This is a genomic window from Solitalea longa (assembly GCF_002920915.1).
GTDB classification, from domain to species: domain Bacteria; phylum Bacteroidota; class Bacteroidia; order Sphingobacteriales; family Sphingobacteriaceae; genus Solitalea; species Solitalea longa.
In genome coordinates, this window is record NZ_PQVF01000001.1 from 360800 (window position 1) to 374580 (window position 13781).

Genomic DNA, 13781 nt, shown 5'->3' on the forward strand with positions numbered 1-13781 from the left:
ATTCCTTTACTATTATAAGTTTTTCTAACTTTGCGCTTTGAAAATTGATACAAAATGAAATTTGGAGTTGTAGTTTTCCCGGGTTCAAATTGTGATCAGGATGCGATCAATCTTTTTGGTAATGTTCTGGGACAGAAAGTTGTACCCCTTTGGCATAAAGATCATGATTTGCAAGGATGCGATTTTATCGTGTTGCCTGGCGGTTTTTCATACGGCGATTATTTACGTTCGGGAGCAATTGCCCGCTTTTCGCCTATTATGAAAGAAGTTATCGACTTTGCTAACAAAGGCGGATACCTAATGGGTATTTGTAATGGTTTTCAGGTTTTAGGTGAAGCCGGATTGGTTCCGGGAGCACTATTGCACAATGATAATCGTAAGTTCATTTGCAAAAATGTTTACCTGAAAACACAAACTCAAAATTCATTAATTACCGCCCAGGTGGATTTGGATAAGGCTTTGAAAATCCCTATCGCTCACGGAGAAGGTAAGTATTATGCTGATGCTGATACGTTGAAAATGGTAAATGATAACGATCAGGTGTTATTCCGTTATTGTGATGAAAACGGCAATATCACTGCCGAATCTAATCCAAACGGATCATTAGAAAACATTGCAGGGGTTTGTAATAAAAACCGTAACGTATTTGGAATGATGCCACACCCTGAACGTGCTTCTGATTCAATTTTAGCAAATCAAGATGGTTTAGCATTGTTCGAATCAATTCTTCAAGCTGTATTATAGTAATTAAAATATAACAGGAAGCAGAATGTAGATTAACCCCCGGTTATTTTACTTTCTGCTTTTTGTGTTTATACATGATTTTATTTCATGAATCTGATAATTGATATTGGGAATTTTAAAACGAAAATAGCAGTTTTTAATAATGATGATTTAATAGAGGTTATAGCTATTGAAGATTCCCCTATTGATTATATACAGCAGTTTATCCGTAAGTATAAGCCAAAATATTCGATTCTTTCTTCGGTGGTGATCAACGATGAAGGCATTATCCGTTTGTTGAATCAAACTACCACATTTACCTTATTGAACAATACCATTCGGGTTCCCGTAAAAAATAATTACGGAACGCCGGCAACATTAGGTACAGATCGTCTGGCCGCTGTTAATGGCGCGTTCCAGCTATTTGAAAAGCGTAATGTGCTTATTATCAATGGCGGAACGTGTGTTACGTTTGATCTGATTACAAAAGAGGGCGTTTACTTGGGTGGAGCTATCTCTCCGGGCCTTGCCATGCGTTTTTCTGCACTCAATACTTTTACCGATAAACTTCCGTTAATTAGTTTCGAAAATGATTTCAACCAACTGATTGGAACCTCAACACGCGAATCAATTCTTTCGGGTGTACAAAATGGTTTGATTGCAGAACTTGAAGGCATAATTTCGAAATACGAAAAACAATTTGAAAACCTTGCAGTGGTGCTTTGTGGAGGCGACTCAAAATTTTTTGACAGTCGTTTGAAAAATAGCATCTTTGCGCCCGTGGTCAATTGGCAACCTAACCTGGTATTGATCGGGTTGAATGCCATATTAAAATATCAGTATGCGTAAATTTACTAAGTTACTTACCTTTATTTCTCTAACATTTATTGGTTCAAACGTATTTGCACAGGCCACAACCAGTTCTCCATATTCGGCTTACGGTGTAGGATCCTTGGTGCCACAAACTTTCGCTCAGGGAAAAGGAATGGGTAATATCACCTCCGGATTGCGCACACCTGATAATATCAATATTTCAAATCCGGCATCGTACACGTCATTAGTAATGACTAATATCGATTTGGGTTTGCATGGAGGTGTTGATCAGTTAAATACTTCGTCCCTAAAACAAAGTAGTTACAATTTTTCTCTCGATCATTTTGCCATAGGGTTTCCAATGTCGCGTAAAATGGGCGGTTCTTTAGGCATTATTCCCTTTTCAAATTCGGGTTATAATGTAGGAAGGGATACGATCTTTAAAAGAGTAGATACGGTCTCTGGCAAGAACTCTTTATTTGGTGAGGGCGGTTATTCTCAGGTTTATTTTGGAACGGCGTATCAAGTAGCTAAAAATCTTTCCATTGGTGTGAACATTGGTTATTTGTTCGGAAGCATCAAACGTACCACCTCAACAGTTTTAGACGACCCGTATAGTTACAACAGCCGTACAACCTTAACTACGAGTGCCAGTGGATTTTTGGTGAAATATGGTGCGCAGTATTCGATTGTTCAAAGTCCTGAAAAACGCTGGACAATTGGTTACTTCGGTTCGGTTAAAACGAAGGTAAATACAAAACAAGGCTATGTTTTCGATCGCTATCTGCTTTCAGATAACGGAAGTATTAATCCAGTCGATACTATTTCTTATTTATCAGATGTAAAAGGAAATTTACTATTACCAACCACGCATACAGTAGGTTTTACATTTAATAAAGCCAATAAACTTATTGCGGGTGCCGATTTTGATTATCAGCAATGGACTCAGTATACCGAAAACGGTGAGAGCAGAGACTTTAAAGACATGTATGGTGTTCGTTTAGGTGCTCAGTATACTCCTGATATTTACTCGGTTTCGAGCTATTTGAAACGGATTGAATATCGTGCAGGTATTAATTATTATAAGTCTTACCTTAACCTTAAAGGTCAAGATATTAATGAAATGGATTTGACTTTAGGTGTAGGTTTACCAATGTCGAACCAATTCTTCGGAGGTTTACTTTATACAGGCTCAAAGCTTAATCTAGGTGTTCAATTGGGTACCCGGGGCACCACTTCAAATGGTTTGATTAAGGAACGTTATTGCAATTTATTTGTAGGCTTTACCTTAAACGACCGTTGGTTCATTAAACGTAGATTCGATTAATCTGATTTTAATAAATCGATAAAAACTCTTGTTCAGATAACAATGAACAAGAGTTTTTATGTTTATATCTTTGTCTGTTTTCTATTTCAAAATAGTTGTATTGTGAAAAACGTAGTAACGAGCCTTGCAATTGCTTTTTTATTTATTGCCACAGGCTGCGAAAATGATCTTGCCAAGGTTGATGCGATATCAGCCAAAATTGCTGAAACACCGGTTGAAACCAGTAAGGAGGTTGAAATGATTTATTCTGACTCGGCCAAGGTTAAGGCCCGGATGATCACCCCTGTGTTTTTACAATATAAAACAGAGCAACCTTATGATGAAATGCCCAAAGGCTTGAAAATCGATTTCTTTAACCCTGGAGCAACGAAGGTCGAAAGTACCCTTACGGCAAATTATGGAATACGTAAACCAAGTGAACGTAAAATAGAAGTTAGAAATAATGTGGTGGTAATTAACCAAAAGGGAGAAAAACTAAACACCGAACGATTGGTTTGGGACGAAGCCTCCCGCAAAATATTCTCCGATAAATTTGTTAAGATTACCACTACGGATAAAATAATTCAAGGTTATGGATTGGAAGCGAACGAGGATTTGAGTAACTACAAGATTAAACAGATGAGTGGAATTGTATATCTCGACCAAACGGATTCTCTTCCATAGCGGGCGAATTCTGCACAATATAGACGCCTTTACAGGCGTTTTTTTGTTTAGAATTTATTGAAACACAGAATGATTTAGTTGGCGCAACTAGTTTCAAAAAAAAATTCCCAAATAGAAAAAATTTGTATCTTGCGCCGCTAAAAAATTAGAGCGTAACTATTAAAGTAAAAGAATTATGTTGATGAATTTCTTACGCGAGCGTGCAGGATTTATTATTATCGGGTTTATTGGACTCGCGATTGTTGCCTTCATTGTGAGTGACATGTTCAAAGCTTCAAGTCCATTTTTACAGGACAGCAAGAGCAAAGTGGGTGTAATTGCAGGTGAAGACATCTCTTACCAGGATTTTAACGGCAAAGTGGAGCAAAACATGGACGCCATGCGTCAGCAAATGGGTGGAAACGTTCCTCCTCAAATGACAGGTTATGCTCAGGAACAGGCTTGGAATCAATTGGTACAGGAAATTGTTTTCAAAAAGCAAACAGAAAAAGCCGGAATTGAAGTAGGCGGCGAAGAATTATTTGATCTTATTCAGGGTAAAAATCCGGATCCTCAGATTCGTAGAATGTTTACCAATCCTCAAACTGGAGAATTTGATTCAAAATCAGTAGTTACCTTCCTTAAAGGAATGGAAGCAAATGATCCTAGTGGTGCTACAAAAAAACAATGGTTAGAATTTGAGAAAAATCTTGCGGCTAACCGTTCTATTCAAAAATATATTAACATGGTAAGTGGTGCTATGTATGCCACTTCATTAGAGCTTAATCAGCTTAATACATCTAATACAAAATTAGCGAACGCTAAAATTGTAATGTTACCTTATTCATCAGTAGCTGATGCTGAAATCAAAGTTGAAGAAAGTGATATTGAAAAATATTATAACGACAACAAATACAAATACAAACAAAAACAAGATCAGCGCACAATTGAATATGTTGTAATGGATGTTGTTCCTTCAAAGGAAGACTCGGCTGCAGCGCAAAAAGATATTCAGAAAATTGCAGAAGAGTTTAAAGCATCAACACAAGACTCATTGTTCTTTGTGGCAATCGCGGATACAAAAGCTCCTTTAACTTTTGTTAAAAAAGCGCAGTTAGATGCCAAACTCGATACTTCTTTATACAATGCTCCTGTAGGAACTGTATATGGTCCTTATTTTGAAAACGGTGCCTATAAAGTTGCCAAATTACTAGGTGTAAAAAATATTGCAGACTCAGTAAAAGCACGTCACATTTTAATTGGTGCACAAAAAGGAGGTTTAACTCCTGTTGGTTTAGCCAAGGCTGATAGCTTGAAGAAATTAATCCAAACTGGTAAAGCTTCTTTTGCTGATTTGGCAAAAGCGAATTCTGATGACCCAGGATCAGGTGCAAAAGGAGGAGAACTGGGTTACTTTGGTCGTAATATGATGGTGCCTCAATTCGAGAACGCTTCCTTTGGTGGTAAAGTTGGAGATCTGGTGGTTGTTCAAACGCAATATGGCGTTCACTTAATTGAAGTTCAGGATCAGAAAAATGTATCAAAAGCGGTTAAAATCGCTGTTGTTGATCGTGTTTTCTCTCCAAGCCAAAGTTCACGTCAAACTGCTTTCGCTAAAGCAAATAATTTTGTGGCCGGAATTAAAGAAGCTAAAAGCTTTACTGAAGCAACAGAGAAAGCGAAATTATCAAAACGTATTTCAGATAACTTAAATGCTACTGGTTCGGAGATCCCTGGCTTAGAGTCATCTCGTGAGATCATTCGTTGGACGTTCAGTGCTGAGAAAAATGATGTTTCTAATGTTTTTGAAACAGGCGAAAAATATGTTGTGGCTCACTTAATTCAGATTCGTGATAAAGGCTATGTTCCTTTAGAATATGTTAAATCTGAAATTGAGGTAGCGGTTAAGCAAGAGAAAAAAGCTGAAAAGTTAACAGCAAAAGTTAGTGCCGCAGCTTCTGGTGCTTCATCAATTGATGCAGTTGCCGGAAAATTGGGTGCAGCAGTGCAACCATTACAAGGTGTTAGCTTCGGCAATCCTATTGTAGACGGCGCAGGTATGGAACCTAAATTATTTGGATCTATATTCGGATCTGCAGCTGGTAAAATAAGCAAAGCTGTTGCAGGTGAAAAAGGTGTTTATGTGTTTATTGTAGATAACTTTACCACTCCTACACCTATTTCAGATGTAAAATCGTTCCGTCGTTCGGTAGAAATGATGCAAAAACAATCATCGGCTGCCGGTACTTTTGAGGCTTTACAAGACAAAGCTAAGATCGTTGATAACCGCGGAAAATTTTATTAGGACCTAGTTAAAAATCATCAACATATAAAGCGTCCCGATATACTCGGGACGCTTTTTGTTTGCATTCTTTTAACAGGTAATAAAACAAGATCAGCAGTAATTAGTTATTTTTGTATAAATTATTGTTTGAAACAATAGTTTTCGGCACTTAGCAGTATGGAAATTCAGGAAAATATTATAAATAAAGTAGCAAATAGCGGTCTTATTAGCTTTGACCTATCGACTTATTATCATAGAGGAGAGCGAGTTCTATATGATATAAAGGATAATTTATTTCATGAATTGATCCTGCGTGAAAAGGATTTCAGGGAATTTGTGAAGGAACATGATTGGTCGAAGTATGATGGAAAAAATGTAGCAATTACTTGTTCTTCGGACGCTATTGTTCCTACTTGGGCGTATATGCTTTTAGCAACCAAATTAGAACCGTATACAAATCGTGTGGTCTTTGGCAACCTTGACGCATTAGAAACCGTCTTGTTTAGAGATGCACTAGCTACTGTAGACCTTGAACAGTTTCGTGATCAACGTATGGTAATTAAAGGGTGCGGAGATATTCCTGTACCAGTTTCGGCATATGTGGAAATTACTGCATTGCTTCGTCCTGTGGTCAAAAGTATTATGTATGGTGAACCATGCTCTACAGTGCCCCTTTACAAAAGAAAAGATTAGAGGGACGAAAAGTGCTAGTGAGTAAAATTATTTATGGCATTTTTGCGTGTATCTGTTGAAAAAAGTATTTTAAACGCATCTGCCAGCTAATTCAATAGTATGAAAACAAAGCATCTGATTATTTTATTTCTCGTTCTCTCAGTTACTTTTACTACCGTAAGGGCGCAAAACACTCATGCTCTTATAGCTCCTCCATTCCAGATTGGTGAAGAGTTAACCTATAAATTTAAGTATGGTATTTTTAACTGTGCCGAAGGTACCATGCGTATTGAAGAGTCGCAGAAGGAGTTTAACCATATTAAACCATACCGGTTAGTTGCAAAAGGGCACACTGTTAGTGCCGTTGCATTAATTACCAAGGTTCGCAATAGGTACGATTCTTATATAAGTCCAACTTCATTAAAACCTTTTTTATTTACAGAAAGTGTGCGTGAAGGTGATTATAAGCGTGATAGTTACGCCAGCTTTGATCACAAAAACAAAATAGTTAATTCAAATAAAGGATCATTCCCTATTGGTGATAATACGCTTGATGTATTGTCTGCATTATATTACGCCCGAGCCCTTGATCTTTCAAGTGTTAAAGTTGGAAGTACTATTAAATTCGATTTTTTTCTAGATGATCAAACCTATCCGATAGCAATTACTTATGTAGGAAATGAGAAAATAAAAACTCCTTTTGGAAAGGTTGATTGCATGAAATTTACCCCTTCGGTTGTGGAGGGCAGAGTTTTTCGTAAGAATTCAAAAATGTATTTGTGGGTTACTAATGATGCTAATCGAGTTCCCGTAAGGGCAGAAGTTGAAATTCTCATAGGTTCACTGCGACTGGATTTAACAAACTATAAAAACCTCAAATATCCGGTTGGGTATAATCTTCCCGAAAATATTGAACGGGCAAGCAAGTAGGGGTGATTAAAAGAAAAAACCTTTGGGCGAAATAATTTGTTAATTTTGCACTTTACTTTACGGTGGTACTGTAGAAAGTAAAGTGTTTTTTTTTATAAGATAGGGAAGATGATTCAGGTTGAAAACTCATTGGTGCATGAAGAATTAATAAGTGAAGAGTTCGTTTGTAATTTAAACAGATGCAAAGGTGCTTGTTGTGTTATGGGAAATTCTGGCGCTCCGTTAGAAGAAGAAGAGTTGAAAATTCTGGAAGAAATTTACCCTAAGGTTAAACCTTATTTAACTGAAAAGGGTATTGCTGCTATTGAAAAAGACGGTGTGTATGTAAAGGATTTCGAAGACGAATACACTACAACATGTGTTGATGGAGATAAAGAGTGTGCCTACACTATTTTTGAAAATGGAATAGCCTTTTGTGGAATTGAAAAAGCAAATCGGGAAGGGGTAATTGACTTTAAAAAGCCTATTTCTTGCCATTTATACCCTATCCGCATTACAAAATATCCGGAGTTTGATGTTTTGAATTATGACCAATGGCATATCTGCTCTGCAGCTTGTGAACATGGTAAGGCTTTAAAAGTTCCGGTTTATCAATTTCTTAAAGACCCCCTTATTCGTAAGTATGGCGAACAATGGTTTAAGGAATTAGAAGAACAGATTTTAGCTATGTGAGTGCTTTTTAATAAAATTTATATAAATTCGCCGCAAAAATTTGTTATTCCTAATCATAGTTGTTAGGAAACGAATTACATCAAAAACTAAGAATACGTGAAAGGAATTATTCTCGCCGGCGGCTCTGGAACACGTCTACATCCCCTAACATTGGCTATGAGCAAGCAGTTAATGCCTGTGTATGATAAACCGATGATTTATTATCCATTGTCAACCCTAATGCTTTCTGGGATTCGTGAAATTTTAATCATTTCTACTCCTCATGATCTTCCAAGTTTTGAGAAACTACTGGGTACAGGAGTAGAATTAGGTTGTAAATTCAGCTATAAAGTACAAGAACAACCCAATGGGTTAGCACAAGCATTTGTAATTGGAGAGGATTTTATTGGAGAGGATGATGTTGCCTTAATATTAGGTGATAATATCTTTTTTGCCAATGGGCTTGCTGAATTACTCCAGGGTTGTAATAAGCCTGATGGAGGTATAGTATTCGCCTATCATGTGTCTGATCCTGAACGTTATGGGGTAGTAGAGTTCGATAATGATAAAAATGTTATTTCTATTGAGGAAAAACCTTTGCATCCTAAATCACACTTTGCAGTTCCAGGCTTATACTTTTATAATAACGAAGTTGTTAAAATAGCTAAAGCCATCAAACCTTCAGCACGTGGTGAATATGAAATAACGGATGTCAATAACGAATATCTGAAGCAAGGTAAGCTTAAGGTTCGTACGCTTAATAGAGGCACAGCATGGCTTGATACAGGAACCTTTGCATCGTTAATGCAGGCGGGACAGTTCGTTCAGGTAATTGAAGAGCGTCAAGGGCTTAAAGTTGGCTGTATCGAAGAAATTGCTTTTCGTATGGGTTATATTTCTCCAAAGCAATTGCGTTTAGTTGCAGAACCTTTAAAGAAGAGTGGTTATGGCAACTATCTCTTGAGCATGCTTAGCCAACAAGAAGAAGCTTATTTATAGAGTTGTTAGAGCGAGAAATAACTGCCCTTAAAGATAATGGAGAACAACTTTCAGAATATTAAAATAAATAATCATGAAATATATTAGTCAACAATTAAAACAGTTTTCTAAGCAGATAAAATTTGCAGTTGATAACTACCAACCTCATGGAATCGAAAAGAGCAAGTTGTCAAATGTTGTAATTTGCGGAATGGGCGGGTCTGGAATTGCCGGACGCATTGTTAAAGGTTATTTTAATGATAAACTGGATTTACCTGTTGAAGTAATTAATGATTATACATTACCTCGTTACACAGGTCCAAAAACATTGGCAATTTTTTGTTCTTACTCAGGTAATACAGAAGAAACTATTGCTGCCTATAAGATTGCTCAGGAAAAAGGTTGTCAGATAGTTGTTATTAGCAGCGGTGGTGAACTTGAAAAATTGGCAATTCATAATGAAAATAAAGTTTATAAAGTAGAGGGTGGTTTACAGCCTCGTATGGCTTTAGGCTCGCCGCTTACCTATTTGTTTTTTATATTCTTTGATCTTCTTGGTCAATACAAAAACGCTGATATTCAGAAAATAGTTGACTTTGTGGTTAACAGCGATGATTATGTTCTTCAAACCAATGAGATGGTAGCCCGTTTTAACGGAACCATTAAAAATAAATTTGTAATTATTACAGATTCGTTTTTTGAAGGTGTGGCTACTCGTTTCGCGCAGCAAGTTCAGGAAAATGCTAAGTTGGAGGCGTTTGTACAAGTATTGCCAGAGGCAAATCATAATGTAATTGAAAGCTATTATAATAAGCTAGATACCAATTTTATCTTCCTGAATAGCCGTAATAACCATAGAACTAATCTTCGTTTTGCTTTCGTTAAAGAATTATTGGCGAAGTATGATGTATCGGCAATGGAATTATTAGTGAAGGATACTTCGCTAAATACATTATTCCATATTATTTATCAATTAGATTGGTTGTCATTACAAATTGCTGATAAAGTAGGGGCTGTTTCCAATGAAATACCTAACATTATTTCCCTTAAAGATTTTTTAAGTAAACAATAGATATCGAAAGGGATTTTTCTCCCTTGTTTTATTATAACCTAAGTTTTATCAGAATTGAAAACGGCCTTAATTACAGGTGTGACTGGTCAAGATGGTGCTTATTTAGCAGAATTTCTGTTAAAGAAGGGCTATTTTGTTCATGGTCTTAAACGCAGAAGCTCATTGTTCAATACCGACCGTATTGACCATTTATATCAGGACCCTCACGAGGAGAATCTTAATTTTAAATTGCACTACAGCGATTTAACAGACTCAACTAACTTAATCCGTATTATTCAGGAAACTCAGCCCGATGAGATTTATAACCTTGCGGCCATGAGTCATGTTAAAGTTAGTTTTGATACGCCTGAGTATACAGCTAATGCTGATGGAATAGGAACTCTGAGGATTCTGGAAGCTGTTAGGTTATTAGGTTTAACTCAAAAGACGAAGGTTTATCAGGCTTCAACGTCAGAACTTTATGGTCTTGTTCAGGCCGTTCCCCAAAGTGAAACCACGCCTTTTTACCCACGATCACCATATGCGGTTGCTAAACTTTATGGTTATTGGATTACGGTAAACTATAGAGAAGCCTATGGTATGTATGCTTGTAATGGAATTCTTTTCAATCATGAAAGCCCGATAAGAGGTGAGACGTTTGTTACACGCAAAATTACCCGTGCTGCGGCGAAAATTGCTCTTGGCCTTCAGGATAAATTATACCTTGGAAACCTGGACGCTAAACGAGATTGGGGACATGCGAAGGATTATGTGGAAGCGATGTGGTTAATTCTTCAACAAGAAAGTGCTGAGGATTACGTGATTGCTACCGGAATAACTACTCCTGTTCGAGAGTTTGTTCGCATGGCTTTTGCTGAATTAGGTATTCATTTGGAGTTTAGTGGTAAGGAGGAGAATGAAAAAGGTGTAATTGTTGATCTTGATCTGGAACGTTTAAAAGAACTTGATATCAATAGTGATAATTTACATTTGGGAACAACTGTTGTTAAGGTTGACCCTAAATACTATCGCCCTACCGAAGTTGATTTATTGTTAGGTGATCCAACTAAAGCGAATGAAAAACTAGGATGGACGCCAAAATATGATTTGCAGGGCTTGGTTACTGATATGGTTCAATCTGATTTGCATTTGATGAAGAAGGATAAGTATTTAGCCGATGGAGGCTTCAAAACCTTAAACTATTTTGAATAGAGAACTTTTAAAAGCCGGCATGAAACTTCGTCAGATATTAAAGACACTTTCATTTCTTTTCGTTTTTTCAATTTCATTAAATGTTGCAACCTTTGCTCAGGTTCCCGATTTAAGTGATCTTTCTTCTGTTAAAGTTGACAATCTAACTGATGATCAAATTCGTCAGTTTATAGTGCAGGCTAAGAAAAGTGGTTATACCGACACGCAATTGGAACAGTTGGCTTTGCAGAAAGGAATGCCATCTTCTGAGATTGCAAAACTTCGTAAACGAATAGATAAAATTGGTGGTTTTGAAGAAGTTCAAAATGGAGCAGCCGGTAGTGCGAAAGTTTCTGATAGTCAAACCCGTGAGTTTGATAAAGATGAATTGGTTGATAATCCAGATGGTACTCCTCAAGGCCAAAGTAAAATTTTCGGTGCCGAAATTTTTAATAATAAAAGGTTAACCTTTGAGCCTAATCTTAAAATGGCTACCCCTCAAAATTACCAGTTGGGTCCAGGTGATCAGCTTGTTCTTGATATTTACGGTGTTTCAGAGGCTAATTACCAGCTGACGGTTAGTCCCGAAGGTTCAATTCGAATTCCATATGTTGGTCCAGTGACTGTAAGTGGATTAACTATTGAGCAAGCCAGAAAAAAAATCACTAATCAACTGGCAAGTGTTTACCAGGGAATGAAATCTGGTCAAACCTCAGTTAATATTACACTTGGAAATATTCGTTCAATTAAAGTAGTGATATTGGGAGAAGTGCGACTTCCGGGTACCTATACGCTTCCATCTTTAGCAACGGCCTTTAATGCTTTGTATGCCTCTGGTGGTCCAAATGAAAATGGGTCATTCAGGAATATTAAGATTATAAGAAATAGTAAAGTTGTTTCGGTTATAGATGTTTACGATTTCCTGATTAACGGGGATCAAAGTAAAAATATCAGACTGCAGGATCAGGATGTCATTAAGATTAGTCCTTATGAAACGAGAGTTGAGCTTGTAGGAGAGGTAAAAAGACAGGGGTTGTTTGAAGTAAAACCAAATGAATCATTGGCGGATGTTCTGAAATTTGCAGGAGGTTTTACAAATGAGGCCTATCGACAAAATATAAAAGTAGTTCGAAATACAGCTAAAGAGAAAAGTGTGGCTGATGTTTCTTCCGATTTATTCGCAATGTTCACTCCTCAAACAGGAGATATCTATACAGTCGAAAGGGTTCTGGACCGTTTTTCTAATCGTGTCCAAATTAATGGTGCTGTTTTTCGCCCAGGGAAATATGCTTTGGAAGAAGGTATGACTTTAAGCCAGCTTTTAATTAAAGCTGAGGGGATCCGTGAGGACGCATTTACGAACCGGGGGGTGATTTATCGATTAAAAAGTGATCTTAGTCCTGAAATTGTTTCATTTAATGTGGCCGATATTATTTCAGGTAAAACAAGTGATATTGTGTTGAAAAGAGAAGATGTTGTTACAATTTCTTCAAAATTTGACTTAAAAGAGAATTATACGTTTTCTATTCAGGGAGAGGTGCAAAATCCGGGAGTTTATCCTTATGCGGAGAATATGCGTCTTGCCGATCTTATTTTGTTAGCCGGAGGATTGCGAGAAAGAGCATCTCTTAGCAGAATTGAGATCTCTCGCAGGCTTAAATCGGTAGACTCTTTGTCTAATAATGCCACTACAGCACAAGTATTTCAGTTTTCTTTAAATAAAGAGTTGACTGATTTAGGCGGTGCCGGAAACTTTATTTTGGAACCTTTTGATGAAGTTAGCATACGGCCCGCTCCAGGATACCAGGTGCAAAAGAATGTGAGGTTGGAGGGTGAAGTCCTTTATCCAGGATTTTACGCTATTGTTAACAAAAATGAGCGAATATCAGATGTTATTAAGCGTTCAGGAGGTTTATCGCCAATTGCTTATTCTAATGGAGCAGTTTTGATCAGGAGAAAAAAAATAACGGGAGCTGATAAAGTTCTTCAACAACAAAAACTGGAAGCATTAGAAAAACAAAGTAGGGATTCTTCCGCATCTATTGATGTAATACAAGATGAACTTCAGAGTAAAACAACCTTATTAGGAATAAATTTACCTAAGATATTAGAGAACCCGGGTTCTAAATATGATTTGTTGTTAGAGGATGGTGATATAATTAAAATCCCCACCCAATTGCAAACTGTAGAAGTGAAAGGAGAAGTTCTTTTCCCGGTGTTAATTAGATATGATAAAGGCAGAGGGTTTAAGGATTATATAGTGGGAGCCGGAGGGTTTTCTTCAAAGGCATTAAAGAATAAATCCTATGTTGTTTATGCTAATGGTTCTGTTGCAAGTACAAAAACGTTCTTATTCTTTCGAAGCTATCCATCTATAAAGCCTGGGGCCGAGATTTATGTGCCTGTACGAGAGGATCGCGAAAAGATGAGTACCGCTGGAATTGTTGGATTAACAACAAGCATTGTGTCGATGATGGCACTTATTGTATCTGTGCTCAAATAAAAAAAGTAAAATATTT

The 13781-nt window shown here is 37.1% G+C and carries 12 protein-coding genes; all 12 read left to right on the top strand.

Annotated elements, in window-relative coordinates; translation table 11 throughout:
* The first annotated feature begins 54 nt into the window (after positions 1–54).
* The 12 genes from purQ to C3K47_RS01745 all read left to right on the top strand — a co-directional run bounded on the left by purQ (position 55) and on the right by C3K47_RS01745 (position 13765).
* Entirely contained in the window at positions 55–744 is a 690-nt protein-coding gene (purQ, locus tag C3K47_RS01690) for a phosphoribosylformylglycinamidine synthase subunit PurQ (RefSeq protein WP_103787334.1), read from the top strand.
* 87 nt (positions 745–831) lie between these two features.
* Positions 832–1572 (top strand): type III pantothenate kinase, encoded by a 741-nt coding sequence (locus C3K47_RS01695; RefSeq protein WP_103787335.1) that lies wholly within the window; start codon positions 832–834, stop codon positions 1570–1572.
* Entirely contained in the window at positions 1565–2863 is a 1299-nt protein-coding gene (locus C3K47_RS01700; protein WP_103787336.1) for a hypothetical protein, read from the top strand. The genes C3K47_RS01695 and C3K47_RS01700 overlap by 8 nt, the downstream gene beginning before the upstream one ends.
* Before the next feature lie 102 nt (positions 2864–2965).
* Positions 2966–3526 (top strand): LPS export ABC transporter periplasmic protein LptC, encoded by a 561-nt coding sequence (lptC, locus tag C3K47_RS01705; protein ID WP_165784602.1) that lies wholly within the window; start codon positions 2966–2968, stop codon positions 3524–3526.
* A 181-nt stretch (positions 3527–3707) separates the two neighbouring features.
* Positions 3708–5810: a peptidylprolyl isomerase gene (locus C3K47_RS01710; RefSeq protein WP_165784603.1), complete on the top strand. Its 2103-nt coding sequence runs from the start codon at positions 3708–3710 to the stop codon at positions 5808–5810.
* 156 nt (positions 5811–5966) lie between these two features.
* On the top strand, positions 5967–6482 hold the full coding sequence (locus C3K47_RS01715; RefSeq protein ID WP_103787339.1) for a DUF2480 family protein: 516 nt from the start codon (positions 5967–5969) through the stop codon (positions 6480–6482).
* A 99-nt stretch (positions 6483–6581) separates the two neighbouring features.
* On the top strand, positions 6582–7391 hold the full coding sequence (locus tag C3K47_RS01720) for a DUF3108 domain-containing protein (protein WP_103787340.1): 810 nt from the start codon (positions 6582–6584) through the stop codon (positions 7389–7391).
* A gap of 108 nt (positions 7392–7499) precedes the next feature.
* The gene (locus C3K47_RS01725; protein WP_103787341.1) at positions 7500–8063 is read left to right on the top strand and encodes a DUF3109 family protein; all 564 of its coding nucleotides are present in this window, start codon (positions 7500–7502) and stop codon (positions 8061–8063) included.
* Positions 8064–8159: 96 nt separating this feature from the next.
* On the top strand, positions 8160–9041 hold the full coding sequence (gene rfbA / locus C3K47_RS01730; RefSeq protein ID WP_103787342.1) for a glucose-1-phosphate thymidylyltransferase RfbA: 882 nt from the start codon (positions 8160–8162) through the stop codon (positions 9039–9041).
* A gap of 73 nt (positions 9042–9114) precedes the next feature.
* Positions 9115–10092 (top strand): SIS domain-containing protein, encoded by a 978-nt coding sequence (locus C3K47_RS01735; protein WP_103787343.1) that lies wholly within the window; start codon positions 9115–9117, stop codon positions 10090–10092.
* A 54-nt stretch (positions 10093–10146) separates the two neighbouring features.
* Positions 10147–11283, top strand: coding sequence for a GDP-mannose 4,6-dehydratase (gmd, locus tag C3K47_RS01740; protein ID WP_103787344.1), 1137 nt, complete (start codon positions 10147–10149; stop codon positions 11281–11283).
* Between the two features lie 19 nt (positions 11284–11302).
* Entirely contained in the window at positions 11303–13765 is a 2463-nt protein-coding gene (locus C3K47_RS01745; RefSeq protein WP_103787514.1) for an SLBB domain-containing protein, read from the top strand.
* The last annotated feature ends 16 nt before the right edge of the window (positions 13766–13781 follow it).

Bases quoted from the DNA above. Each gene is read 5' to 3' on its own strand.
- purQ (WP_103787334.1), top strand. From the start codon at position 55: ATGAAATTTGGAGTTGTAGTTTTCCCGGGTTCAAATTGTGATCAGGAT.
- C3K47_RS01695 (WP_103787335.1), top strand. From the start codon at position 832: ATGAATCTGATAATTGATATTGGGAATTTTAAAACGAAAATAGCAGTT.
- C3K47_RS01700 (WP_103787336.1), top strand. From the start codon at position 1,565: ATGCGTAAATTTACTAAGTTACTTACCTTTATTTCTCTAACATTTATT.
- C3K47_RS01710 (WP_165784603.1), top strand. From the start codon at position 3,708: ATGAATTTCTTACGCGAGCGTGCAGGATTTATTATTATCGGGTTTATT.
- C3K47_RS01715 (WP_103787339.1), top strand. From the start codon at position 5,967: ATGGAAATTCAGGAAAATATTATAAATAAAGTAGCAAATAGCGGTCTT.
- C3K47_RS01720 (WP_103787340.1), top strand. From the start codon at position 6,582: ATGAAAACAAAGCATCTGATTATTTTATTTCTCGTTCTCTCAGTTACT.
- C3K47_RS01725 (WP_103787341.1), top strand. From the start codon at position 7,500: ATGATTCAGGTTGAAAACTCATTGGTGCATGAAGAATTAATAAGTGAA.
- C3K47_RS01735 (WP_103787343.1), top strand. From the start codon at position 9,115: ATGAAATATATTAGTCAACAATTAAAACAGTTTTCTAAGCAGATAAAA.
- C3K47_RS01745 (WP_103787514.1), top strand. From the start codon at position 11,303: ATGAAACTTCGTCAGATATTAAAGACACTTTCATTTCTTTTCGTTTTT.